Annotated in this window: 23 protein-coding genes; 15 read left to right on the forward strand and 8 right to left on the reverse strand. The window is 75.1% G+C overall.

Annotation, left to right across the window (positions count from 1 at the left end; translation table 11 throughout):
• The first annotated feature begins 17 nt into the window (after positions 1-17).
• Genes BM093_RS22145 through BM093_RS22165 form a run of 5 tightly spaced genes read left to right on the forward strand, consistent with a single transcriptional unit; the run spans position 18 to position 5,737 of the window.
• Positions 18-971: a carbamate kinase gene (locus tag BM093_RS22145; protein WP_093348261.1), complete on the forward strand. Its 954-nt coding sequence runs from the start codon at positions 18-20 to the stop codon at positions 969-971.
• A gap of 11 nt (positions 972-982) precedes the next feature.
• On the forward strand, positions 983-2,086 hold the full coding sequence (bar, locus tag BM093_RS22150; protein ID WP_093348266.1) for a barbiturase: 1,104 nt from the start codon (positions 983-985) through the stop codon (positions 2,084-2,086).
• 46 nt (positions 2,087-2,132) lie between these two features.
• Positions 2,133-3,731 carry a carboxyl transferase domain-containing protein gene (locus BM093_RS22155; RefSeq protein ID WP_245773708.1) on the forward strand — a complete coding sequence of 533 codons (1,599 nt, stop codon included), beginning with the start codon at positions 2,133-2,135 and terminating at the stop codon, positions 3,729-3,731.
• 48 nt (positions 3,732-3,779) lie between these two features.
• Positions 3,780-4,739: an NADP-dependent oxidoreductase gene (locus tag BM093_RS22160; RefSeq protein WP_093348271.1), complete on the forward strand. Its 960-nt coding sequence runs from the start codon at positions 3,780-3,782 to the stop codon at positions 4,737-4,739.
• Positions 4,740-4,768: 29 nt separating this feature from the next.
• Positions 4,769-5,737: a TIGR03557 family F420-dependent LLM class oxidoreductase gene (locus tag BM093_RS22165; RefSeq protein WP_093348276.1), complete on the forward strand. Its 969-nt coding sequence runs from the start codon at positions 4,769-4,771 to the stop codon at positions 5,735-5,737.
• Between the two features lie 32 nt (positions 5,738-5,769).
• On the opposite strand, the gene mscL is transcribed toward BM093_RS22165, so the two are convergent.
• Together mscL and BM093_RS22175 are read right to left on the reverse strand one after the other, a co-directional pair.
• Positions 5,770-6,330 (reverse strand): large-conductance mechanosensitive channel protein MscL, encoded by a 561-nt coding sequence (mscL, locus tag BM093_RS22170; protein ID WP_143105483.1) that lies wholly within the window; start codon positions 6,328-6,330, stop codon positions 5,770-5,772.
• A 126-nt stretch (positions 6,331-6,456) separates the two neighbouring features.
• Complete coding sequence (locus tag BM093_RS22175; RefSeq protein WP_093348281.1) at positions 6,457-7,182, reverse strand: FadR/GntR family transcriptional regulator; 726 nt, start codon at positions 7,180-7,182, stop codon at positions 6,457-6,459.
• Between the two features lie 49 nt (positions 7,183-7,231).
• On the opposite strand from BM093_RS22175, the gene BM093_RS22180 reads away from it, so the two are divergent.
• From BM093_RS22180 to BM093_RS36095, 10 genes are all read left to right on the forward strand, one after another.
• A complete protein-coding gene (locus tag BM093_RS22180; protein WP_245773709.1) occupies positions 7,232-8,455 on the forward strand; it encodes a CynX/NimT family MFS transporter in 1,224 nt (407 codons plus the stop codon).
• Between the two features lie 230 nt (positions 8,456-8,685).
• The gene (trpB, locus tag BM093_RS22185; RefSeq protein WP_425439190.1) at positions 8,686-9,936 is read left to right on the forward strand and encodes a tryptophan synthase subunit beta; all 1,251 of its coding nucleotides are present in this window, start codon (positions 8,686-8,688) and stop codon (positions 9,934-9,936) included.
• Complete coding sequence (gene trpA / locus BM093_RS22190) at positions 9,933-10,739, forward strand: tryptophan synthase subunit alpha (RefSeq protein ID WP_093348285.1); 807 nt, start codon at positions 9,933-9,935, stop codon at positions 10,737-10,739. The genes trpB and trpA overlap by 4 nt, the downstream gene beginning before the upstream one ends.
• A 537-nt stretch (positions 10,740-11,276) precedes the next feature.
• Positions 11,277-12,650 (forward strand): ferredoxin reductase family protein, encoded by a 1,374-nt coding sequence (locus BM093_RS22195; protein ID WP_093348299.1) that lies wholly within the window; start codon positions 11,277-11,279, stop codon positions 12,648-12,650.
• Between the two features lie 25 nt (positions 12,651-12,675).
• Positions 12,676-13,830 (forward strand): DUF4142 domain-containing protein, encoded by a 1,155-nt coding sequence (locus BM093_RS22200; RefSeq protein WP_093348302.1) that lies wholly within the window; start codon positions 12,676-12,678, stop codon positions 13,828-13,830.
• Positions 13,827-14,831 (forward strand): Pecanex-like protein 1, encoded by a 1,005-nt coding sequence (locus BM093_RS22205; protein ID WP_143105484.1) that lies wholly within the window; start codon positions 13,827-13,829, stop codon positions 14,829-14,831. The genes BM093_RS22200 and BM093_RS22205 overlap by 4 nt, the downstream gene beginning before the upstream one ends.
• A 1-nt stretch (position 14,832) precedes the next feature.
• On the forward strand, positions 14,833-15,369 hold the full coding sequence (locus BM093_RS22210; RefSeq protein ID WP_093348312.1) for a hypothetical protein: 537 nt from the start codon (positions 14,833-14,835) through the stop codon (positions 15,367-15,369).
• Positions 15,369-17,279 (forward strand): DUF6529 family protein, encoded by a 1,911-nt coding sequence (locus BM093_RS37475; RefSeq protein ID WP_245773710.1) that lies wholly within the window; start codon positions 15,369-15,371, stop codon positions 17,277-17,279. The genes BM093_RS22210 and BM093_RS37475 overlap by 1 nt, the downstream gene beginning before the upstream one ends.
• Positions 17,280-17,305: 26 nt before the next feature.
• Complete coding sequence (locus tag BM093_RS22220; protein ID WP_093348315.1) at positions 17,306-17,770, forward strand: Rieske (2Fe-2S) protein; 465 nt, start codon at positions 17,306-17,308, stop codon at positions 17,768-17,770.
• 334 nt (positions 17,771-18,104) lie between these two features.
• Complete coding sequence (locus BM093_RS36095; protein WP_177238635.1) at positions 18,105-18,272, forward strand: hypothetical protein; 168 nt, start codon at positions 18,105-18,107, stop codon at positions 18,270-18,272.
• Positions 18,273-18,279: 7 nt separating this feature from the next.
• Here BM093_RS36095 and BM093_RS22225 read toward each other — a convergent pair whose 3' ends face one another.
• The 6 genes from BM093_RS22225 to BM093_RS22250 are packed head-to-tail and all read right to left on the reverse strand — an operon-like array spanning position 18,280 to position 24,883.
• Positions 18,280-19,458 carry a vWA domain-containing protein gene (locus BM093_RS22225; RefSeq protein ID WP_093348318.1) on the reverse strand — a complete coding sequence of 393 codons (1,179 nt, stop codon included), beginning with the start codon at positions 19,456-19,458 and terminating at the stop codon, positions 18,280-18,282.
• A complete protein-coding gene (locus BM093_RS22230; protein ID WP_093348322.1) occupies positions 19,451-20,341 on the reverse strand; it encodes an AAA family ATPase in 891 nt (296 codons plus the stop codon). Before BM093_RS22230 ends, BM093_RS22225 begins: the two co-directional genes overlap by 8 nt.
• The gene (locus BM093_RS22235; RefSeq protein WP_093348326.1) at positions 20,338-21,114 is read right to left on the reverse strand and encodes an XdhC family protein; all 777 of its coding nucleotides are present in this window, start codon (positions 21,112-21,114) and stop codon (positions 20,338-20,340) included. The genes BM093_RS22230 and BM093_RS22235 overlap by 4 nt, the downstream gene beginning before the upstream one ends.
• The gene (locus tag BM093_RS22240; RefSeq protein WP_093348330.1) at positions 21,111-23,519 is read right to left on the reverse strand and encodes an aerobic carbon-monoxide dehydrogenase large subunit; all 2,409 of its coding nucleotides are present in this window, start codon (positions 23,517-23,519) and stop codon (positions 21,111-21,113) included. Before BM093_RS22240 ends, BM093_RS22235 begins: the two co-directional genes overlap by 4 nt.
• Positions 23,516-24,001: a (2Fe-2S)-binding protein gene (locus tag BM093_RS22245; RefSeq protein ID WP_093348335.1), complete on the reverse strand. Its 486-nt coding sequence runs from the start codon at positions 23,999-24,001 to the stop codon at positions 23,516-23,518. Before BM093_RS22245 ends, BM093_RS22240 begins: the two co-directional genes overlap by 4 nt.
• Positions 24,002-24,004: 3 nt before the next feature.
• The gene (locus BM093_RS22250; RefSeq protein ID WP_093348340.1) at positions 24,005-24,883 is read right to left on the reverse strand and encodes an FAD binding domain-containing protein; all 879 of its coding nucleotides are present in this window, start codon (positions 24,881-24,883) and stop codon (positions 24,005-24,007) included.
• Positions 24,884-24,888 lie beyond the last annotated feature (5 nt).

The raw sequence follows: 24,888 nt of genomic DNA on the forward strand, positions 1-24,888 counted from the left end.
AACCTAGGTTCATCGGCATGAGGGTTCTGCTGGCGCTCGGCGGCAACGCGATGACCGCCGCCGACGGCCGCGCCCGGCCCGAGGACCAGGTCGCCGCGGCCCGGATCGCCGCCGACGCCGTCGCCGGGCTCCTCGCCCGCGACGTCGACGTGGTCATCACCCACGGCAACGGCCCGCAGGTGGGGAACCTGCTGGTCAAGAACGAGCTGGCCGCCTCGGTCGTCCCGCCGGTCCCGCTGGACTGGTGTGGCGCCCAGACCCAGGGGACGCTCGGCTTCGTCCTCACGACGGCGCTCGACGCGGCCCTGGCCGCCCGCGGCGTCGACCGGCGCACCGCGGCCGTCGTCACCCGGACCGTCGTCGCCGCCGACGATCCCGGCTTCACCGATCCCACCAAGCCGATCGGCCGGTACCTGCCGGCCGAGGAGGCCGCGCTGCTGGCCGACCACGGTCAGATCTGGTCCGACCGCGGGGAGCGGGGCTGGCGCCGGATGGTCGCCTCGCCGGAACCGCGCGAGATCGTCGACGGGCCCGCGATCCGCGCGCTGGTCGACGCCGGGTTCGTCGTCGTCGCGGGGGGTGGCGGCGGCATCCCGGTGGTCCGGGCGGCCGACGGGGCGCTGAGCGGGGTCGAGGCGGTGATCGACAAGGATCTCGCGGCCGCGGTGCTGGCCCGCACCGTGCACGCCGACGTCCTGGTCGTCGCCACCGACGTGCCGCACGCCGTGCTGCGCTACGGCACCCCGTCGGCGGAACCGCTGGGCGTCGTCGGGGTGGAGAAGGTGCGGGCGCACGCCGCCGAGGGGCACTTCGCCGGCGGCTCGATGGGCCCCAAGATCGATGCCGCCTGCCGGTTCGTCGAGCAGGGCGGCCTGCGGGCCGTCATCACCGATCTGGAACACCTCGCCGGGATCGGGCACGACCCCGCATCCGGAACCGGCGACCACGGAACAGTCATCGTCCCGACCTGAGAGGAGCCGACATGCCCGACGCCATCGAGGTGCGCAAGGTCCCGATCCACTCCGTGGCCGACGCGAGCGAGCTCGCGACGCTGATCGACTCCGGGGTGCTGCGTGCCGAGCGGGTCGTCGCGATCATCGGCAAGACCGAGGGCAACGGTGGGGTGAACGACTACACGCGCATCATCGCCGACCGCGCCTTCCGCGAGGTGCTGATCGCCAAGGGGGCCCCGGCCGAGCAGGTCCGGGAGGTCCCGATCGTCTGGTCCGGCGGCACCGACGGCGTGATCAGTCCACACGCGACGATCTTCGCGACCGTCCCGCCGGAGGAGGTGACGCCGTCCGACGAGCCGCGGCTCACCGTCGGCTTCGCGATGAGCGAGCAGCTCGCCCCGGAGGACATCGGCCGCACCCCGATGATCACGAAGGTCGCCGATGCGGTGAGCGAGGCGATGAAGCGTGCCGGCATCACCGACCCGGCCGACGTCCACTATGTCCAGACCAAGACCCCGCTGTTGACCATCCACACCATTCGCGACGCCAAGTCCCGCGGGAAGACGGTGTGGACCGAGCAGACGCACGAGTCGATGGACCTGTCCAACGGCTGTACGGCGCTCGGCGTCGCCGTCGCGCTCGGGGAGATCGAGACACCGACCGACGACGACGTCATGGAGAACCGCGACCTGTACTCGGCGGTCGCGTCCTGCTCGTCCGGGGTGGAGCTGGACCGGGCGCAGGTCGTCGTCGTGGGCAACGCCCGCGGGGTCGGCGGTCGCTACCGGATCGGGCACTCGGTCATGGACGACGCCCTCGACGCCGACGGGATCTGGAGCGCGATCCGCGACGCCGGGCTGGACCTGCCCGATCGCCCGCACCCGTCCGATCTGGACGACCGCCTGGTCAACGTCTTCCTCAAGTGCGAGGCGTCGCAGGACGGCACCGTCCGCGGCCGGCGCAACGCCATGCTGGACGACTCCGACGTGCACTGGCACCGTCAGATCAAGGCCTGCGTCGGCGGCGTCACCGCGGCCGTCACCGGGGACCCAGCGGTGTTCGTGTCGGTGTCCGCCGCGCACCAGGGCCCGGAGGGCGGCGGCCCGGTCGCCGCGATCGTCGACCTCGGCTGAGCGCCGGGGCGGGGTCGGCACCGTCGACCGACCGGAGGAGTGAGTCGTGTCCCGAACCGTTCGTCCGGCCGCCCCGCGCCCGGCGGGCTCCACCGGATCGGCGTCCTACCTGGACACCGTGCTCGACGCGGGTTCGTTCGGGTCGTGGGACGTCCCCGCCGCCCCGCCCGCGGGCACCGACGCCGGCTACCGCGCCGAGCTGGCCCGGGCCCGGACCGACGCGGGGACCGACGAGTCCGTCGTCACCGGCGAGGGCCGGGCCGGTGGGGAGCGGGTCGCGGTCGTCTGCAGCGAGTTCGGGTTCCTCGCCGGCTCGGTCGGCACCGTCGCGGCCGCCCGGATCGTGACGGCCGTCGAGCGGGCCACGGCCGCCCGGCTCCCGCTGCTGCTCGCGCCGGCCTCGGGCGGCACCCGGATGCAGGAGGGCACGGCCGCGTTCCTCGCGATGATCGGGATCGCGGACCGGGTCGCGGCGCACCGCCGGGCGGGGCTCCCGGTCGTGGTGCACCTGCGGCACCCGACCACCGGCGGCGCGTTCGCGTCCTGGGGCTCGCTCGGCTCGATGACCTTCGCCGAACCCGGCGCGCTGGTCGGGTTCCTGGGGCCGCGGGTGTACCGCGCGCTGTATGACCGCCCGTTCCCGCCGGACGTGCAGACGGCCGAGCACCTGCACGAGCGCGGCCTGGTCGACGGGGTGCTGACCGCGGCCGAACTGGCGCCGGTGCTGCGCCGGGTTCTCGTGCTGACCCGGGCCGGCCGGATCACGGGGTCCGACGTGGTCGCGGCGGCCGGCGGGGACTCCCCGGAGCCCCCGCCGCCCACCCCGGCCGTGGAGCGGCTCGCCGACGGGCCCGGCCGCCGGGCGGGCCCGGGGGAGGCGCCGGACCTGGAGCGGCCGCCCGCCCCGGCCTCCGACGCGTGGACCTCGATCACCGCGACCCGCCGCCCCGACCGGCCGGGCGTGCGCGCCGTGCTCGCCGCGGCCGACGACACCGTCGCGCTGCACGGCACCGGCGCGGGGGAGGTGGCGGCCGCGACCGTGCTGACCCTGGCCCGGTTCGGCGCGTCCGCGTGCGTGCTCGCCGGTCAGGACCGGGCCGGCGACGGTGCGCCCGGGCCTACGGACCTGCGGGTCGTGCACCGCGCGGCCGAGCTGGCCCGCGAGCTCCGGCTCCCGCTGGTCACGGTGATCGACACGGCCGGTGCCGAGCTGAGCCCGGCCGCCGAGGAGGGTGCGCTGGCCGGCGAGATCGCCCGCCGGCTGGCCGAGCTGGCCGATCTCCCGGTGCCGGTGGTGTCGGTGCTGCTGGGGCAGGGCAGCGGCGGTGCCGCGCTGGCCCTGCTGCCCGCCGACCGGGTGCTCGCGGCGCGGCACGCCTGGCTGACCCCGCTACCACCGGAGGGGGCCAGCGCGATCGTGCACGGCACGGCCGAGCGCGCCGCCGAGGTCGTCGCCGGGCAGCGGGTGCGCAGCGCCGACCTCGCGGAGCTCGGCGTCGTCGACCGGATCGTCGAGGAGTACCCGGACGCCGCCGACGAACCCGGCGCGTTCGCCGCCCGGGTCGCGGCGGCGCTCGCCGAGGAGATCCCGCGCGCGGCCGTGACCGGGCGGGGACGGCGACTGGGCCGGCCCGGACGGCTGTGACCCGCCTCATCGGGTGAGCCCGGTGTCCGAGCGGGAACCCGGGGACACATGAGCACACGCAACGGCCGGGCCGTGCGGTTCGACCGCTACGGCGAGGTCGAGGAGCTGTACGTGGCCGACGTCGGGTTCGACGATCCCGGGCCGGGACGCGTCCTGGTCGAGGTGCACTCCACCGGGGTCAACCGGGGCGAGGGGCCGGTGTCGATCAGCTCCTGCCGGGGCGCGTTCGCCGGGACCCGGCCGCTGGAGTTCCCCAGCGGCCAGGGCAGCGACTGGGCCGGCGTCGTCGCGGCCGTCGGCGACGGGGTGTCCGACGTGGAACCGGGTGAGGACGTGTTCGGCTGGACCGACGAGCGCGCCGCGCACGCCACCCACGTCGACGTGCCCGCCGAGCAGGTCCTGCACCGGCCCGCCGGGCTGCACCCCGCCACCGCGGGCGCGCTGCACGTCGCCGGGGCCGCGGCCACCGCGTCGGTACAGGCCGTCGCCCCGCAGCCGGGGGAGACCGTCGTCGTCTCGGGGGCGGCCGGCGGGGTCGGGCAGATCGCCGCCCAGCTGCTGCAGCTGCGCGACGTGCACGTCGTGGGGATCGCCTCGGCGGGCAACCGCCACCGGCTGCGGGAGATGGCGGTGACCCCGGTCGCCTACGGCGCGAGCGGCGAGGAGACCCGGGCGAACCTGCGGTCGGCGCTGCCGGACCGGGTGCACGCCTGGGTGGACGTGCACGGTGACGGCTATGTCGACCTGGCCGTCGAGCTGGGCATCCCGGCCGACCGGATCGCCACCGTCGCCGATCCCGGCGCCGCGGACCGGCACGGCGTGCACGCCCGGGGCACCGCGGACGCCGACGGTCGCGAGGACCTCGCGGCGCTCGGTCACCTCGTCGCGGACGGTGCGCTGGAGGTTCCGGTCGTGGCCGGCTACCCGTTGCCGAAGGTCCGGGACGCCGTCGCCGAGCTCGAGCGGGGCCACACCGCGGGCAAGATCGTGCTCCTGCCGCAGGAGTGACCGCCGTCGCCGGCGGGTAGGCCGGTCCCGTGCAGATCGGCTACAAGCTCTTCGCAGAGGGCTTCTCCCCGCAGGAGATGGTCCGTCAGGCCGTGCGTGCCGAGGAGGCCGGCTTCGACTTCGTCGAGATCTCCGACCACTACCACCCCTGGCTGGAGAGCCACGGTCATTCCGGCTTCGCCTGGTCCGTCCTCGCCGCGATCGCCGCGCGGACCGAGCGCATCCATCTCGCCACCGGGGTGACCTGCCCGACGATCCGCTACCACCCGGCGATCATCGCGCAGGCCGCGGCGACGACGTCGCTGCTGGCCGACGGCCGGTTCACTCTCGGTCTCGGCTCCGGTGAGCGGCTCTCCGAGCACGTCACCGGCGCCGGGTGGCCGGTGGTCGGCGTGCGGCAGGAGATGCTCCGCGAGGCGTGCGAGATCATCCGGCTGCTCTGGTCCGGCGGCTACCGCACCTACCGCGGTCGCCACCTGTCCATCGAGGACGCCCGGGTGTTCGACCTCCCGCAGGCGCAGCCGGAGATCGCGATCGCCGCCGGCGGTCCGCGGGCCGCGCGGATCGCGGCCGAGCTCGGCGACGCCCTGTTCGTCACCGAGCCGCGGACCGACCTCATCGAGGCCTACCTCGCCGCCGGTGGCACCGGTGCCCGCTACGCCGAGGTGCCGCTGGCCTGGGCACCGACCACCGACGAGGCGCTGGCGTCGGCGCACGAGCGGTTCCGGTTCGGCCCGACCGGCTGGAAGGTCCAGTCCGAGCTGCCGAACGTGCGCGATTTCGAGGCCGCCACGCGGTTCGTCCGGGTCGAGGACATGGCGGGGGTCTTCGGCGCCGGCCCGGACCCGCAGCAGCACCTCGCGACCGCGCAGGGTTTCGTCGACGCCGGCTACGACCGGCTGGCGCTGATCAACGCCGGTCCGGATCCGGACGGGTTCCTCGAGTTCTTCGAGAAGGAGCTGGCGGCCCCGATCCGGGCCCTGCGCCGCAGCGGGTGAGCCGGTCACCCCGTCGGGCCGTTCCCGGCTGATCAGCCGCGGTGACGGGTGGGGCGTGCGCCGTCCGCGTACGGCGGGGGAGCCATCGCCCGGGTGGGGACCTGGCCCGCCGGGCCCGTGTGGACCGGGGCTCCCGGCGCCATCGGGGCTCCCGGCGCCATCGGGGGCATCGGCCCACGGCCCGGGACGGTCGTCTGCTCCCGCTCCCGCTCGGCCTGCTCCTGGAGCAGGTCCCGGATCTGGGTCAGCAGCTCGCTGTCGGTCTCCGGGGTGTCCTCCTCCTGGCCCCGCTTGCGCCGCTGCTGCAGCCACTTCATCGGGTAGACGACCAGGAAGTAGATGACCGCGGCCGTGATGAAGAACTGGATGATCGCGTTGAGGAACGCCGCGTAGTCGAGCTGCACCTCGTCGGTGAGCGGGATCGTGCCCGGGGGCACCGCTTCGCTGCCCCCGGAGAACAACCGGAGCAGCGGCTCGAGGAACGAGGTCGTGAACGCGGTGACCACGGCCGTGAACGCGGCACCGATCACCACCGCGACGGCCAGGTCGATGACGTTCCCGCGCAGCAGGAATTCCTTGAAGCCCTTCAGCACGCGCGGCACGTTAACCGGAACGTGACCTTCCCGCTCGCCGTCGCCGGGACGGGTGGTCACCGGCTCGGTGGACGCGACGCCGTGCTCGGCGGACGGCTGCGTTCCCCGGTGCGCCCCCGCAGGTGGTCAGGCCCCGGCCGTGTTGCGCCGCTGGGCGATCAACCGGTCCAGGAAGTCGCCGGCCTCCCGGGCGGCGCGCTCCACGTCGCCGTCGGTGATGGCGTCGACGATCCCGGTGTGCGAGACGTCGTCGTCGGTGCCGACGGAACCGGGCATCGTGGCCGCGACGCTGCCGGCGACCGCCTCGACGACCCCCCGGTAGAGCTCGGAGAGCAGGGCGTTGCCCGAGCAGCGCACGACGGCGAGGTGGAAATCGGTGTCGGCGCGGGCGGCCCGTTCCAGCTCGGCCGGCCCCGGCTCGTCGCCCCGGCGGGTGGCGGCGGCGACGGCCTCGACGGCGACGTCGCGCTCGGCGAGGGCCGCGCGCAGCACGACCCGGTCGTCGGCGGTGCTGCGGGCCGCGGCCAGCCGGGCGGCCTCGACCTCGAGGGTGCGGCGCACCTCCAGCACCTCACGCAGCTCCGCCCCGCACAGCGTGCGCAGCGCACCGGACAGCTCGGTCGTCGCGCGCACGTAGGTGCCGTCGCCCTGCCGCACCTCGAGCAGGCCGCCGTGCGCGAGCGCCCGTACGGCCTCGCGGACGGTGTTGCGGCCGACCTCGAGCGAGGAGGCCAGCTCCGACTCCGGCGGGATGCGCGAGCCCACCGGCCACTCGCCGGTGGAGATCGCGCTGCGGAGCTGGTCGATGACCTGGTCGACCAGGCTGCCACGACGTGCTGTGACCAGAGGCACCGGATCATCCTTCCATCCGAACATCCTACGTCTGTAACAATACTGTTTCGTGAGCATTGCTGAGCAGGGGACCGGTTCGGAGGGCGCCGTCGGCGAACGGTCGCGGCACGCCGCGCTGCTCGGCACCCCACTGCTCGTCATCGGCGTGGCGCTGGCCGCGGCGAACCTGCGCCCCGCCGTCACCAGCATGGCCTCGGTGCTCGGCGAGGTGCGCGACGACCTCGGCGCCTCCGCCGCCTGGACCAGCGTGCTCACCGCGGTGCCGACGATCTGTTTCGGGCTCGCCGCGATCGCCGCCCCGTGGCTGGGCCGCCGCTTCGGGGTGGCACGCGCGGTCGGCGCCGCACTCGCCGTCCTCACCCTGGGCCTGGCCCTGCGGATCGTCGACGGTCCGTGGGTGGTGCTCGGCGGGACCTTCGTCGCCACGGCGGGCATCGCGATCGGCAACGTGCTCATCCCGGTCGTGGTCAAGGAGTCGTTCCCGCACGCCGTCGGCCGGGTGACCGGCATCTACACCGCGGCGCTCGCCGCGGGCGGTGGCTTCGGGGCGGCGCTGACCCCGCCGCTGGAGCCGCTGGTCGGCGGCTGGCGCGGCGCGGTCGGGGCGTGGGCGCTGCTGTCCGCGGCCGCGCTGGTGGTGTGGCTGTGCGGTGCGCGGCACGGCACGACGACCGACGCGCCCGCCCCGGCCGGCGCCGAGCCGCGCCGCTCGATGCTGCGCCGCCCGCTGGCCTGGGCGATCACCGCGTTCTTCGGGCTGCAGGCCTGCGTCGCCTACGTCGCGATGGGCTGGCTGTCCGAGCTGTTCGTCGAGGAGGGCATCACCCGCACCGACGCCGGCCTGATGCTGGCGGTGATCAACCTGATCGGGATCCCGCTGAGCTTCGTCGTGCCGCCGATCGCGCTGAACCGGCCGTCGCAGTCCGGCTGGATCGTCGGTCTGGCCTCGTGCTCGCTGGCCGCGATCATCGGCCTCACGGTCGCCCCGGCCGCCGCGCCGTGGCTCTGGTCGGTGCTGCTCGGGGTCGGCATGGGCGTGTTCCCGCTGGCGCTGGGTGTGATCACGCTGCGCAGCCGGGTGGCGTCGGAGACGACCGACCTGTCCGCGATGGCGCAGGGCGTCGGGTACCTGGTCGGCGCCGCCGGGCCGTTCCTGTTCGGGATGCTGCACGGCGCCACCGGCAGCTGGACGGCGTCGCTGGTCCTGCTGGGTGTGGTGGTCGTGGTCGAGATGGTGGCCGGCTGGACCGCCGGACGTCCCCGCTACGTCTGAGCCGAGCGCCGCCCCGGCCCTGCTGTCCCGAGGGGCACCCTCGGGGCCCGGAGCGCTACGAGGGTGCCCCTCGGGACACGGCGGCGGGCGCGTACGTCGTGCATCGCGCGTGGTGGGCGCGGTGTACCGTCGGACGCACCCGATCGACCCGGCCGCCGCCCGTGACGCGCTCCGCCGACGATCGCGGGTTCGCGCAGATCCGTCAGGGAGTACTCGTGACCGACACCGTCATTCCCCCGGCCGGGGGTGCGGCGCGGCTGGTCGACCAGACCGGCCCGTACTTCGGCCGCTTCGGCGGCCGCTACGTCCCGGAGGCGCTGGTCGCCGCGTTGGACGAGCTGGAGCAGGCCTACCACGCGGCCATGACCGACGAGGCCTTCCAGGCCGAGCTGGCCGAGCTGCACCGCACCTACTCCGGGCGGCCGAGCCTGGTCACCGAGGCGCCGCGGTTCGCCGAGCACGCGGGCGGGGCGCGGATCCTGCTCAAGCGCGAGGACCTGAACCACACCGGCTCGCACAAGATCAACAATGTGCTGGGTCAGGCGCTGCTCACCAAGCGGATGGGCAAGACCCGGGTGATCGCCGAGACCGGCGCGGGCCAGCACGGTGTCGCGTCGGCGACCGCGGCCGCGCTGCTCGGCCTGGACTGCGTCGTCTACATGGGCCAGGTCGACACCGAGCGGCAGGCGCTCAACGTCGCCCGGATGCGGATGCTCGGCGCCGAGGTCCGGCCCGTCGCCTCCGGCACGCGCACCCTCAAGGACGCGATGAACGAGGCCATGCGCGACTGGGTCACCAACGTGGCCGACACCCACTACCTGATCGGCTCGGTCGCCGGCCCGCACCCGTTCCCCGCGATGGTCCGCGACTTCCAGCGGATCATCGGCGTCGAGGCGCGGCAGCAGGTCCAGGAGCTCACCGGCGCGCTGCCCGACCTGGTGTGCGCCTGCGTCGGCGGCGGGTCCAACGCGATGGGGATCTTCCACGCGTTCCTCGACGACACCGGTGTGGAGCTGGTCGGTTTCGAGGCCGGCGGTGACGGCGTCGAGACCCCGCGGCACGCGGCCTCGATCGGCGGGGGAGACGTCGGGGTCCTGCACGGGTCGCGCAGCTACATCCTGCAGGACGAGGACGGCCAGACCCGCGACTCGCACTCCATCTCGGCCGGACTGGACTACCCGGGCGTCGGCCCGGAGCACTCCTGGCTCAACGACCTGCACCGGGCCCGCTACGAGTCGGTGACCGACGCCGAGGCGATGGAGGCGTTCCGGCTGCTCTGCCGGACCGAGGGCATCATCCCGGCGATCGAGAGCGCCCACGCGCTGGCCGGGGCGCTGCGCGAGGGACGGCGCCTGGGCGAGGGCGCGGTCGTGCTGGTGAACCTGTCCGGACGCGGCGACAAGGACGTCGACACCGCCGCGAAGTACTTCCGGCTCGTCGACGACCAGGGCAATGCGGTGACCGACGGGGAGGTCCGATGACCAGCGGGCGTGGAGTCGCGGCACGGATCGAGGCAATCCGGGCGCAGGGCCGGGCGGCCCTGATCGGTTACCTGCCGGTCGGGTACCCGGACGTGGCCGGGTCGGTCGAGGCCATGCGCGCGATGGTCGAGGGCGGGGTGGACGTCGTGGAGGCGGGCCTGCCCTACTCCGACCCGCTGATGGACGGCCCGGTCATCCAGCGGGCGACCCAGCAGGCGCTGGACAACGGCGCCCGCACCCGGGACGCGTTCACCGCGATCCGCGGGGTCGTCGAGACCGGCGCACCGGCGGTCGTCATGACCTACTGGAACCTGATCGACCGCTACGGCATCGACCGGTTCGCCGCCGAGCTCGCCGAGGCGGGCGGGTCCGGGCTGATCACCCCCGACCTGCTGCCCGACGACGCCGACGAGTGGCTGGCCGCGTCCGAGCGCCACGACCTCGACCGGATCTTCCTCGTCGCCCAGACGACCACGCCCGAGCGGATGCGGCTGACCGTGGAGTCGAGCCGCGGGTTCCTCTACGCGGCCTCGCTGATGGGGGTCACCGGGGTCCGCTCGGTCGGCGCCGAGGCCCGCGACCTGGTCGCCCGGGCCCGCGAGTTCGCGACCCTGCCGGTGTGTGTCGGGCTGGGCGTGCGGACCGCCGAGCAGGCCGCCGACGTGGGGTCCTACGCCGACGGCGTGATCGTCGGGACCGCGTTCGTGCAGGCACTCGAGGCCGGTGGGCCGCCGGCGGTGAAGGAACTGGCGCAGGAACTCTCCGAGGGCGTCCGGTCGGTCGCCCCGGCCGGGACCGCCTGACCCGCAGGGCGGACGTCTCGGCGCGACGGGCCCGGCTGCACCACGGTGCGGCCGGGCCCGTTCGCATCTCCGGTGCACCTCGTCCGCGCCGCTCCGGTGCGCTCGTCGTCGCTCCGGTCGGTGAGCGGTGAGCACCTGAGAGTGCTCGACGGCGGATGGACGGACGTACGTACTCCGACCGGACCGATCGGGTGCCGCTCGGCCGCTTCACGGTGCCGGACGGCGGTGACCCCTCTCAGGAAGGCAACCTCGGGGCCCTCGCGGTTCCTATGGTCGTCGCTGCCGCCCGCGGTCCGCTCCCCACGAGCCGCGGCGGTGGCCGGGACCCCCCGCCCGGCCGCTCCCCGAAACCGGAAGTGACCCGATGACCCGTCGAGGCCTCGTGCTGCCCGGACGCGCCTGTGGCGTCCGGACGACAGTAGCGCGCATCGCGCACCCCCGTCCGGTGCGACCCCGCACCGGCTGGACTTTTCCTGCGCCGTCCCACCCCGCTGTGCTGCGGGCCGTGACCACCGCCGGGCGTCGGCCCGGCGACCGGTGAGCCGCCCCGCCCCGCATCCGGTCACCGCACCCGTCCGCCGGGACGACCCGCCCGCCGACGCCTGGCTGGCGCACCGCCGTGCGCGCCTGATCTGGGGGTCGCTGCTGGTCGCGGTCCTGGTCGGCCCGTCGGTGATCTGGATGCTGCGTACCGGCCCGCTGCCGCTGCTGCACCAGATGTCGGTGCTGACCGGTCTGCTGGCGCTGTCCGCGATGGTGATCGTCGCCGTGCTCCCGTCCCGGGTGCGCGGGCTGTCCGGCGCACTCGGGCTGGAGACCCTGCTGGGCCTGCACCGCAGGCTCGGCATCCTCGCCGGGGCCCTGGTGGCGCTGCACCTGGCCTGCGTGGTCGCCGACCAGCCGGAGCGGGTGGGACTGCTCGTCCCGATGGCCGCCCCGGCCCGCGGTCAGGCGGCCACCGCCGCCACCGTCGCGATCGGCGTCCTGCTCCTGCTCGCGGTGCGCGGGGTGCGCTCCGGCACCCACGAGGTGTGGCGCTGGGTGCACCTGAGCCTGGCCGCGCTGGTGGTCGGGGCGTCGGCGCTGCACGTGTTCTGGCTGAACAACCTGGTCACCGACGCCGTCATGGGGCCGGTGCTGTCCGGGCTCGGGCTGGTGCTGATCGCGGTGCTCGTACTGCGCTGGGGCGCCCGCGCCGCGGCCGGCGAGTTCCGGGTGCACGTCGTGCGCCCGGAGAGCCCGACCGTGTCCACACTGGTGCTGACCCGGCCGGCCCGGCACGCCGGCCCGTGGTTCCGGCCCGGCCAGTTCGCCTGGCTGCGGCTGGAGCGGATGTCGGTGGAGGAACACCCGTTCACCATCGCCTCGTCCGCCGTCGACGGTGGCCGGGTCGAGTTCACCGTCCGGCACACCGGCGACTTCGCCTCCCGGCTGCGTGAGCTCGACCGCGGCACCCCGGTGTGGGTGGACGGCCCGTACGGCTCGTTCACCCCGGACGCGGTGCCCTCGACCGGGCTCGTGCTGATCGCCGGCGGGGTCGGCATCACGCCGATGATGAGCATGCTCCGCACCGCGGCCGACCGTGGCGACCGGCGGCCGTACCGGCTCGTCGTGCACGCCCGCGACCGCGCGGACCTGCTGTTCCGGGCCGAGCTGGCGCACCTGCGCACCTGCCTGGACCTGCAGGTCACCGAGGTCCTGCGCCGACCGGCCCCGAACTGGGGCGGTGCCACCGGGCCGATCGACACCGCGTTGCTCGCCGCCGTCCTGACCGACCTGGACCAGCCGCACCTGCGGCTCGACTACTTCATCTGCGGACGCCCGCAGCTGGTGACCGACGTCCTCGACACCCTCGGCGCGCTCGGCGTCCCGGACGACCGGGTCCACACCGAGCAGTTCGCCCAGGTCTGACCCCCGTTCCACAAGGAGAGACACCATGTCCCGCCGGATCCCCGGCCCGCTGCGCTGGTCGATCCTGGCCGCGATCGCCGCGGTCCTGGCCGTCGCGCTGGCCCAGTCCTGGGCGACCGTGCCCACCGCGGTCGCCCAGGGGTGGACCCAGACCCGGTGGGGTCCGCTCGGCCCCGCCGACCGCGACCTGCTGGAGAAGGTCCGCCTCGCCGGTCTGTGGGAGGCCCCCACCGGGGAGCAGGGCGAGCAGCAGGCCAGCTCCCCGGCCGTGCGCGAGATCGCCGGCAAGATCGGGGCCGAGCACCACGACCTCGACGAGCTCGTCCGCACCACCTCCGAGCAGCTCGGCGTCCCGCTGCCCAGCCGGCCCAGCGACCAGCAGATCGGCTGGATGAACGACCTGACCGCGCGGACGGGCACCGACTACGACCGGCAGTTCGTGCACATCCTGCGGTCGGCGCACGGCTCGGTGCTGCCGGTGATCACCGACGTGCGGGTGGGCACCCGCAACGACCTGATGCGCCGGTTCGCCACCGAGGCCGACACTTACGTGACCCGGCACATCGGTTACCTGGAGTCCACCGGGCTGGTGGACTACGCCGCGCTGCCCGCACCGCCCGATCCGGCGCCGCTGCGCAGCACGTCCGATGTCGTCGTCCCGGCGCTCGTCGTCGGGGTGGCGCTGCTCGCCGCGGGCGGGCTGCTGATGACGCTCTACCGGCGCGGCCGCCCCGGGGGCGGCAGCGCGATCCTCCCGAAGCTGCTGCCCGCCACCGGACTGATCCCGCGTCCGCGACGGCCGCGTGACGACGACGCCGGTGCCGCCGCCCGGCCGGTCCTGCCGGTCGGCCCGCCCGACCCGTGGGACGAGCTCACGCGCGTCCCGCCGACCCGGCCGGGACCGGACGACGACGTCCTCGGCACGGCCCGCGACCGGCCCCTCGGGGCCGCCGCCACGCCCTCCGACCCCGCTCCGCCCGTCGACCCCGCACCGCCTCTGGACACAGCCCCGCCCTGGGATCCCGCCCCGCTGTTCGGGGCCACGCCCACCGACCACCTGTCCGAACCCGATCCCGATCCGCACGGGACGGCGGAGCCCGCACCCGGGCGCCGCCGGCACCCGTCCCCACCCAGCGGCGCGCGCCACGCGCGGACCGCGCCGAGGAGTCGTCACCGATGAGAGCCAGAACAGCCAGCCGCCGCCGGATGATCGCGGCCGCCACCTTCGCCGCCTGCCTGCTCGTGGCGGGCCCGGCGGCCTACGCCGCCGGCGCGGTGACGGCGGACCGGGAGAACCCGGGTACCGAGAACGTCGCGGAGTCCGGCAGCGGGTCCGGGGTCACCGGGTCCGGGTCGAGCGGTGGTCACAACCACTCGGGGTCGGCGTCGTCGGGCCAGGAGGAGGACTCGGGCTCGGCGGGCTCCGGCTCCGCCGCGGAGGACTCCGACCGGGCGGCCCCCGGGCAGGAGGACCCGGCGCAGTCCGCTGCGGAGCAGGAGGACCCGGGACAGGAGGACCCGGCGCAGGAGGGAGCCGAGCAGGACGCTGCTGCTCCGGACGACGACAACCAGGCCGGTGACGGCAACGACGACAACGCCGGCGCCAACGACGGCCCCGACCAGGCCGCCGCCGAGCCCCTGGACATCCTGGCCTCCGACTGCACTGGCAGCGACCTCGTCGCGCACGACGGCTTCCAGAAGGCCCCGCGCTGCGTGTCGACGTCGTTCGGTGAGGTCGCCGCGGCCGACAAGAGCCCGTCCCTGCTGATCACCGATGCCCCGGACCGGGTCGCCCCCGGTGAGGCGTTCTCGATCACCGTCAGCACCCGGAACCTGGTCCGCGACCGGTTCCTCCCCGCGGCCCAGGGTGGCTACTACGTCGAGTCGTCGCTGCTGAACGAGGAAGGTCTGCAGCGCGGGCACTTCCACACCGCGTGCCGGATGCTCCCGAACTCCGACGAGGCCCCGGACGCCGCTCCGGAGCCGCTGTTCTTCGAGGGCACCGAGGACGGTGGCGGGGGCAGTGCCCCGGACAGCGTCACGGTCGAGGTGCCCGGCGTCGAGCAGGCGGGCGAGCTCCAGTGCTCGTCGTGGGCCGGGGACGGCTCGCACCGCACGCCGATGATGCAGCGGGCGAACCAGACACCCGCGTTCGACTCCGTCCGGGTCGAGGTGGGCTGACGTGCCCAGCGCCGCCGGACCCGCGCTGACCCTGGCCGCCGTCGGCGCGGTGGCGGTCGGGGTGGCGACGGCCAACGTCGTCCTCACCGCCGACCCGGCACCACCCGCCGTCGAGCAGGCGACCGGTGCCCTCGCACTCGGGTCGCCGCTGCCCGCGCCCGCCGCCCCACCCGCGCCGGATGCTCCGCAGGGCTCCGCCGGCTACACCGGCTGGTCGGCGGACCGGGCGGTGAGCGTCGACATCCGGGTCGAGAACGGCTCGGCGAAGGCCTACGTGTGCGATGGCGCGGCCGTCGAGTCGTGGACGACGGGGCCGGTCGCGCAGGACGGTCCGACGGTGCTCACCGCCGGGGACGGCAGCCGGGTCGAGTACACCGTGCGGGACGGCGCCGCGTCCGGCACCGCATCGGTGGGCGGGACGACGTGGGAGTTCACGGCTCCGCGCGCACCCGCCGCTGCGGAACCAGCCGCGCCGCCCGCCGGCAACACCGGGTCCGTCGGCGACGCCGGATCGGGCGGCTACGGAGGTGGCTACTGATGAGCCCGCGCGCGCGGCACGCCGACCGCGACACCACCGACCCGGTCGGTTTCCCACCGGTCGCGGACGCCGCCGTCCCGCACCCCCGCCGCCCCGACCACAGCGGCGGATGGGTCGGACGCCCGGCTGCGGCCACGCCGCCCGGCCGGGCCACCCGCTCCGGCCCGAGTGACCGTCCCGACCGGGCCGATCTCTCCGGGTGGGCCGGCCGGTCCGACTGGCCGGGCCCCGACGACGGATACCCGCCGGACGAGCGCACCTGGCTCGAGCCCGACCCCGCTGCGCCGGGACGGAACCGCGCGGGACACAGCGTCCGACGGTTCCCACCCGGCGACCGGCGGGCCGCCCCGCCCGACGACGGCTGGGACGCACCCGCACCCGAGGCCGCCGGGCGCTGGACGAGCATCGCCGCCCGGCGGCGCGCCATCGCCGCGCGCAACCGGCGCGTGCCGCCCGGCCCCGCGGCTCCGCCCGGACCTGCAGCTCCCCGCATCCCGGAGGCCGAGCTGTGGGACCCGTACGGGCCGGACGGCACCGGTCCCGAGCCCCGCGTTCCGCGGAACGCCGTGCGCCCGGGCGAGCCGGGCCCGCCGCAGGCCGGTCGCGTTCCGCGGAACGCGCCGGGCCCCGCCGGGGACCGGGACGAGCTGTGGGACGGACGCCGTCCGCCAGCCGTTCCGCCCGTCGGCGACATGCCCGCGCCACGTGACGGTCGCGTTCCGCGGAACGCTCCTGCTCCCGACGACGCAGGCGATCCGTGGGACGACCGTGTTCCGCGGAACGCGGCGTCGGCACCCGGCGACACCGACGAGCCGTGGGGCGACCGCGTTCCGCGGAACGCGTCAGGATCCGGTCTCGGGGACCGCCCGCGGGGTGAGCGTCGTCCGCACGGGTTTCCGGCGCCCGGGGACGGCCCCGAACCGCACGACGACCGCGTTCCGCGGAACGCGGTCGGTGGGACGGCCGAGCCGTGGGACGCGCCTGCCCCGTGGAACGACCCGAGCCCGGGCGAGGCGGACGCTCCGTGGGAGGGCCGCGTTCCGCGGAACGCTCCCGGCCTCGATGAGGCGGCCGAGGTGTCGCCCGGCAGCGTTCCGCGGAACCTCGGCGGCACCGTCGGCTCCGGCGACTCCGGTGACCCAATGGCCCCGACGGCCACCGCGGAACCGTGGGAGCGGCCCGGGCCGCGGGGGCCGGCCGACCCCTGGGACCCGGCCCCGCTGCTCGACCGCGCGGGCCGGGGTCCGCGCGCGGCGCCCGGCCGGGCCGACGCGCGGACGTGGACCGGCGAGCACGAGGCCGTCACACCTGCTCCGCAGGACCACGACCCGGACGCCGACCTCGCACACGGTCCCGGCGGCGCCGTGCCACCGGACGGGCCGCACGGCGGTCTCCCGTTGCGGTCGGTGCTGATCCCGGTCGTCGTCGGCTCCCTGGTCGCTGTCGCACTGGGCGTCCTGGCCCGGCAGCACGAGGGCACGGGCGTCGCGGTGAACCTCGCCGGTTTCTCCAGCGGAGGCGCCGTGAAGGCCTGGCTCGGGTCGTTCGCCCTGCTGCTCGCGATCGTCCAGGGCGTCACCGGGCGGATGCTGCACCGTGGCAGCGCCGACCCGATGACACCCGTCGTGCACCGCTGGTCCGGGCGGGCCGCCGTGCTGGTGACCGTCCCGGTCGCGGTGCAGTGCCTGTACGCCTTCGGCTGGTCCGGTGCGACGACGTCGGCCCTGCTGCACTCCGCGCTGGGCTGCGTGTTCTACGGCGCGTTCGTCACGAAGATGCTGCTCCTGCGTCGACCCGGCGTGCCGGGCTGGGCGCTCGCCGTCGCCGGCGGGCTGCTGCTCGCGATCCTCGCGGGCGTCTGGCTGACCTCGGCGCTGTGGTTCTTCACCGGCAACGGCCTGACGTTCTGACCCGTACCGACGATCCAGGAGACCCCATGTCACCGCTCACCCGGCGCCGGTTGCTGACCGGCGCGGGCGCCGCCGCGGCCTGCTGTGCCGCGGGCTGTGCCACCTACGGAACGCCCCGGGGGACCGCGTCGGCCGCGGCCACCGGAACCGGCCCCGCGCCGTCGAGCGAGCCGGCGGTCCCCTCCGCGCAGCCACAGGCGGCCGCCCAGCGCCTGGCCGCGACGGCCGACATCCCGGTCGGCGGCGGCCGGGTGTTCTCCGGTGAGGGCGTCGTCGTCACCCAGCCGCAGCCGGGCACCTTCGTCGGGTTCGACGCCACCTGCCCGCACGCCGGCTGCCTGGTCGACCAGGTGACCGACTCCGGCATCTCCTGCCCGTGCCACGGCAGTGTGTTCGGCACCGGCGACGGCGCCCCGCTGGACGGTCCGGCGCAGTCCGGGCTGGCCCAGCGACCGGTGCGGGTCGAGGGTGACCGCATCGTGCTGGCGTGAGCCCTGAGAGCCGCACCGGCGTTCGGGCGCAGCCGCTGCGCCGAATGGCCGAACGCCATCCCGTTCACCGTCCGGACGGTGACGCCCGGCGGTCCGATGTCTCAGACCTGATCACCCCGGCCCTGCGCCTCGTAGCGTGCAGGGGCGCCGCAGTGCGGCACGCTCCCCGACTTCCGGCCCGCGTGCGGCGACGTCACCGTCGGCCGGCGATGCTCCCCGTCGCCGGACACGACCCGAGGCGACGTCGCCGACCCGACCGTGGCGCCGGAGGACCTGCCGTGCCCGGGACCTCGACCCCGGGCACGGCAGGGCACGACCGACCCGGAGGTTCGACATGACCACCACCTCGGACACGCACGCCCCCGACACGCGTCCCACCGACACCCGCCCCACGGGCGCCCGTACGGCCGGGACCGAGCACCACGCCGCGGTCCCGACACCGCGCCGTACCGGCGAGGGCGAGAGCTGGCTCGCGCGCCTGGGCTGGGAGGAGACCGACTGACGGTCGGTCACCCCCGGTCGCCCGGTCGCGGTGTGGCCAGGGCGGCGAGGAGTCCGTCGAGCGCCGCCAGGCTGTGCGCACTGACGACGTCGTCGCAGTACGGCCGCGCGGCCGCCATCCCGCCGACGAGCGGCCGGTAACCGGACAGCCGGGTCCGCGGATTGCACCAGACCACGCGGTAGGCGAGTCGCGACAGGCGGGCCATCTGGCGGCCGAGCCGGTCCGGGCCGCCCGTCTCCCAGCCGTCCGAGATGATCAGGACGACGGCACCGCGGGCTGCTCCGCGTGCTCCCGGACCGTCCAGGAACGCCGCCAGCGCATCGCCGATCCGGGTTCCGCCGGAGCGGTCCCGGACGGTCCGGGCCGCCCGGTCCAGGGCGGCGCCCGGCGTACCGTGGCCCAGCTCCGCGGTCAGCCGGGTGAGCCGGGTGGCGAACGCGAACACCTCCGCGCGGCTCCCGGCCCGGGCGCACCACAACAGCTGCAGCAGGGCCCGGGCCCACGGCTCCATCGACCCGGACACGTCGCACAGCACCGTCAACCGGCGCGGCCGCAGCCGGCGCGACCGCCGCAGCGTGCGGACCGGGTCGCCGCCGGTGCGACGGGCGGCCCGCAGCGTGGCGCGAAGGTCGATGTGGCGCCCGTGCCGGTGCGGCTGCACCCGCCTGCTCCGCCGCCGCGGCGTGACCAGGTGGAACGCCGACATCGCGGCGACGAGATCGCGCAGTTCGGCCTCGGAGAGCTCGTCGAAGGGCTGCTCCGAGAGCCGCTCGGCCGCGCTCGCGACCGCCGCGGACGGCACGTCGGTCCCGCCCTCGGCGGTGCCGGCGGCCGCGCGGGGCGCGCCGGAGCCGGGTGCCCGGACGGCAGAATGCTCCGGGCCCGCCCCCGGGGTGCCCGCCGCCTCCGGCTCCACGGGGGGTGCGTGGGTGTCGCCGCGGGACACCGCGGGGTCGACGAGTCCGCCGAACACCCCGTCGAGCACGCGGTCCAGGACGGCGAGATGCTCCGGGTCGGCGATCAGGGTGGCGCGGGCGCAGTACCGCAGCCGTGCCGTCGTCGCCGGGTCCACCGCGACCACGGCTGCCGCGAACCGCGCCGCCCGATCCGGCCCGACCGGCAACCCCGCCGCCCGGCAGGCCGCGGTGAGCCGCGCGACCAGCCGGGCCAGGTCGGGTTCAGTCACCGGCCACCAGCCGGGACAACCCGTGCGCACGGACGGTCTCGGCGTCCTCGTCGTACTTCACGACCGCACCGAGGCTCAGCTCGGCCGCCCGCGCGTCGAGCTCGGACAGCCCGAGCACGTGCAGCGCGGTGGTCCAGGAGATCGCCTCGGCCACCCCCGGTGGTTTCACGAGGTCCAGCCTGCGCATCCGGGCGACCGTGCCGGCGACCCGCTCGGCGAGGTAGTCCGCCGCCTCCGGCACCCGACGCCGGATGATCTCTGCGACCCGCTCCGGACCCGGGTGCGCGATCCAGTGGTAGAGGCAACGTCGTTTGAGGGCGTCGTGCAGATCGCGGGTCCGGTTCGAGGTCAGGACGGCGACGGGTGGGATCACCGCCCGCCGCGTCCCCAGCTCCGGGATCGTCACGGCCGACTCGGCGAGGAGCTCGAACAGGAACGCCTCGAACTCGTCGTCGGCCCGGTCGATCTCGTCGATCAGCAGCACCGCGGGCCGCGGCCCGGGGTGTTCGACGGCGGCCAGGAGCGGACGGGCGAGCAGGTGGTCGGTGGTGAACAGGTCGTCGTCGCGCAGGTGCTCGCCGCGGGACTCGGCCAGCCGGATCGACAGCAGCTGGCGCGGGTAGTTCCACTCGTAGAGGGCCTCGGCCGCGGTGATCCCCTCGTAGCACTGCAGCCGCAGCAGCGGGGTGTCGAGCACCTCGGCGAGCGCGGCCCCCGCCCGGGTCTTGCCGACGCCCGGTTCCCCCTCGAGCAGCAGCGGCTGGCGCATCCGGACGGCCAGGAACGCCGCCGTCGCGAGAGCCTCGTCCGCCAGGTACCCGACCGCGTCCATCCGGTTCCGCAGGTCGTCGACCCCGGTCGTGCCGTCCTCGCCCGGGCTCATCCGCAACACCCCTGGCCCGCCGCACCGTCCGGGTCCGCGGCCGCCCCCGGCCCGCGGGTGCCGGACGTGCGGGCGGCGGTGAACTCGCACCAGATCGACAGGGCGATCTCGTGGGCGGAGCGGGCACCGATGTCGAGGCCGGCCGGGGCACGCACCCGGTGCCGCTGCTCGTCGGACACCTCCAGCCCGGCCAGGACGGCGGCCGCGCGACGACGGCTGGCCACCAGGGCCACGTACCCGGTGCCCGCGGTCAGCGCGGCGGTGAGCACCTCGGGTTCGTCCTGCCCGTGCGAGGCGACGACGACCGCGTCGGCCCCGGGCGGCGGAGGCGCCTGCGCGGAGGCGGCCACGACCTCGTACTCGAGTGCGGCCGCCAGCCGGGTCAGGGAACGCGCCACCGGGCCGTCCCCGCAGACCGCGACCAGCGGCGGCGGCAGCACGGACTCCAGGAAGATCTCCAGCGCACCGCCGGACAGGCACGGGTTCGCGACCGTCCGCACCCCCGGGCGCGGGTCGCCGGTGCCGTCCGGGGAGATCCGCAGGAGGGCGGACGCACCGTCCGCGAGCAGGCGCAGGCTCTCCGCCCGGGTCGTGGACTCGGCGCAGGTGCCGCCGACGAACCCCTCCATCGTCCCGTCGGGCAGGACCAGCGCCGAGTCCCCGGGCCGGGCGCTGGTCGGCCGTTCCGCACGGACGACGGTGGCCAGCACGAACGGTGTCCGGCCGGCGCGCAGCACCCCGGCCCGGGCCACGAGTTCCTGATCGACGCTCATCCGATCGCCAGATCCGTCCGCAGCGGTGTGCCGCGCACCGCCCGCCACACCGCCGCCGGGGTCAGCGGCATGTCGGCGTGCCGGACCCGGATGGCGTCGAGCACCGCGTTCGTCACCGCGGGCGGCGACCCGACGGTCGCGGACTCCCCGACCCCCTTGGCGCCGATCGGGTGGTGGGGCGACGGCGTCACCGTCTCGCCGAGCTCCCACGACGGGCACTCCATCGCCGTCGGCAGCAGGTAGTCCATGAAGGACGCCCCGAGGTGGTTGCCGTCGGTGTCGAACGCCATGACCTCCATCAGCGCCATCCCGATCCCGTCGGCGAGCCCGCCGTGCACCTGGCCCTCGACCACCATCGGGTTGATCCGCACCCCGCAGTCGTCGACGGCCACGAACCGGCGGACCTTCACCTGCCCGGTGGCGGTGTCGACGTCGACCACGCACACGTACGCACCGCACGGGTAGGTCAGGTTGGGCGGGTTGTAGACGCAGGTGGCGTCCAGGTGGCCCTCGACGTCGTCGGGCAGCTCCAGGTCGGAGTGCGCGGCCATCGCGATCTCGTTCATGGTCGCCGCGGCGGCCGGGTCGCCCGCCACCCGGAACGCGCCCTTCTCCCACTCCAGGTCGTCGGGGGACACCTCGAGCATCGCCGCGGCGACGATCCGGGCGCGGTCACGCACCTTGCGGGCCACCATCGCGGTCGCCGCACCGGACACCGGCGTGGACCGTGACCCGTAGGTGCCCAGCCCGAACGGGGTCTGGTCGGTGTCGCCCTGGACGACCTCGATGTCGTCCGGCGAGATCCCCAGCTCCTCGGCGACGATCTGCGCGAACGTGGTCTGGTGGCCCTGGCCCTGGGTCATGCAGGACAGCCGCAGGACGGCCTTGCCGGTCGGGTGGATCCGCAGCTCGGCCCCGTCGGCCATGCCGAGCCCGAGGATGTCCATCGTCCGGCGGGGCCCCGCCCCGACCGCCTCGGTGAAGAACGACAGCCCGATGCCCATCAGCATCGGGGACTCACCCCGTTCGTAGGCCGACCGGACCTGCTTCTGCTCGGCCCGCAACTCGTCGTAGCCGGCCATGTCCAGCGCGGTCGCCAGCGTCCGGGGGTAGTCGCCGGAGTCGTACTCCCAGCCCAGGGCCGTGGTGTAGGGGAACTGCTCGGAACGCAGCAGGTTGGTGCGGCGCAGCTCGGCAGGGTCCCAGCCCTGGTCGTGGGCGAGCACGTCGACCAGGCGCTCGATCAGGTAGACGGCCTCGGTGATCCGGAACGAGCAGGCGTACGCGACGCCGCCGGGCGCCTTGTTGGTGTAGACCCCGGTGACCGCGCAGTGGGCGGCGGCGAGGTCGTAGGAACCCGAGAACACGTGGAACAGGCCCGCCGGCATCTTCGACGGCTGGGCGGTCCCGTTGAACGCGCCGTGGTCGGCGAGCACCGTCACCCGGACGCCGAGGAGCTTCCCGTCGTGCGTGGCCGCGATCTCGCCGCGCATGTGGTAGTCGCGGGCGAACGAGGTGCTCATCAGGTTCTCCGAGCGGTCCTCGGTCCACTTCACCGGTGCGCCGGTGACGATCGAGCCGACGACCGCGCAGACGTACCCCGGGTAGATCCCGACCTTGTTGCCGAAACCGCCGCCGATGTCCGGCGAGATGATCTGGATCTTGTGCTCCGGCAGGCCCGCGACCAGGGCGTACACCGTGCGGTGCGCGTGCGGGGCCTGGGTGGTGGTGTACACGGTGAGCTTGCCGGACACCGGGTCCATGCTCGCGATCGAGCCGCAGGTCTCCATCGGGGCCGGGTGCGACCGCGGATACAGCATGTCGCACGAGGACACGACGTCGGCGCGGGCGAACACGTCGTCGGTCGCGGCCGCGTCGCCGGCCTCCCAGTCGAAGATGTGGTTGTCGGTACGGCCCTCCTGGTCGTCGCGGATGACGGGTGCGTCGGCGTCGAGTGCGTGCTGCGCGTCGATCACCGCGGGCAGCGGGTCGTACTCGACGTCGACCAGGGCGAGCGCGTCCCGGGCCGAGTAGCGGTCCTCGGCGACGACGAACGCGACCTCCTGCCCCTGGAAACGGACCTTGTCGGTGGCCAGGACGGACTGGACGTCGTGCGACAGCGTCGGCATCCAGGCCAGGCCGAGACCGGCCAGTGTCTCGCCGGTGATCACTGCGCGGACCCGGGGATGTGCCTCGGCGGCGGAGGTGTCGATCGAGACGATCCGGGCGTGCGCGTGCGGGCTGCGCAGGATCGCCGCGTGCAGCATCCCGGGGAGCACGATGTCGTCGAGGTAGCGGCCCTTGCCGCGGACGAACCGGGCGTCCTCCTTGCGCCGCATCGAGCCGTAGCCCATCGGGGTGGCGTCCAGGGCGCGGAAACCGGTGTCGGGATCGGTGGTGGTCATGCCCGCGCCTCCTGGTCGGCGGTGCGCTCGATCTCGGCGGCGGCGCGGACCGAGCGGACGATGTTCTCGTAGCCGGTGCACCGGCAGATCTGCCCGGAGATGGCCTCCCGGATCGTCGCCTCGGACGGATCCGGATCGTCGTCGAGCAGCCGGCGCGCGGTCATCAGCATCCCCGGGGTGCAGAACCCGCACTGCAGGCCGTGCCGGTCGGAGAAGCCCTGCTGGACCGGGTCGAGGGTGTCCCCGGTGGCCAGGTCCTCGACGGTGCGGACCCGGTGGCCATCGGCCATCACGGCCAGCACGGTGCAGGTCTTGACCGGGGTCTCGTCCAGCCAGGCGACGCAGACGCCGCAGTTGGAGGTGTCGCATCCCCAGTGGGTGCCGGTCAGGCCCAGGGTGTCGCGCAGGAAGTGCACGAGCAGCAGCCGCGGCTCGACGTCGCGGGTGTACCCGGTGCCGTTGACGGTGACGGTGATCTCCACGGTTCAGGCCTCCTGTCCGCGGGCGCGCGCAGCGGCGCGGCGCAGCGCCCTGGTCGTGAGCTCACCGGCGAGGTGACGCTTGTAGTCGACGGGTCCGCGCTGGTCGGCGACCGGGCGGCAGTCCTCGGCGGCGATCCGGCCGGCCTCGGTGAACGCGTCGTCCGATCCGGGAACCCCGCGCAGGAACTCCTCCGCCCGGGCCGCGGCGAACTGCGCCGCTCCGACGGCGGTCAGCCCGATCCCGGCATCGGTGACGACGCCGGTGGGGTCGAGCCACAGCGCGGCACCGGCCGCGGCGACCGACCAGTCGCCGACCCGGCGTTCGACCTTCTCGTAGGCGGACCCGCCACCCGGGCGGACCGGAACCCGGATCTCGACGAGGATCTCGGCGTCGCCGACGACGGTCTGGTAGGGCCCGACGTGGAACTCGCGGACCGGCACCTGGCGTCGTCCGTCCGCGCCCTCGATCACCGCGACCGCGTGCACGGCTGCGAACGCGGCGGACAGGTCCTCGGACGGGTCGGCCTGGCAGAGCGACCCGCCGACCGTTCCGCGGTTGCGGACGACCGGGTCCGCGATCACCCGCTCGGCGTCGACCAGGATCGGGAAGTGCTCGACGGCCAGCGGCGAGGCCAGCAGGTCGGCGTGCCGGGCCATCGCACCGAGCACGAGCTCGGTGCCGTCGAGGCGGATGCCGGTCAACTCGGCCACGTCGTTGATGTCGATCAGGGTCTCCGGTTCGGCGATCCGGAGTTTCATCATCGGGATCAGGCTGTGCCCACCCGCCACGAGGCGGGAATCGGGGCCGTACCTGGTGAGGAGTTCGACGGCGTGGGCCACGCTCGTCGCCCGCTCGTACTCGAACTGCGCCGGCACCTGCACGGGAC

The organism is Pseudonocardia ammonioxydans (genome assembly GCF_900115005.1).
Classification (GTDB): domain Bacteria; phylum Actinomycetota; class Actinomycetes; order Mycobacteriales; family Pseudonocardiaceae; genus Pseudonocardia; species Pseudonocardia ammonioxydans.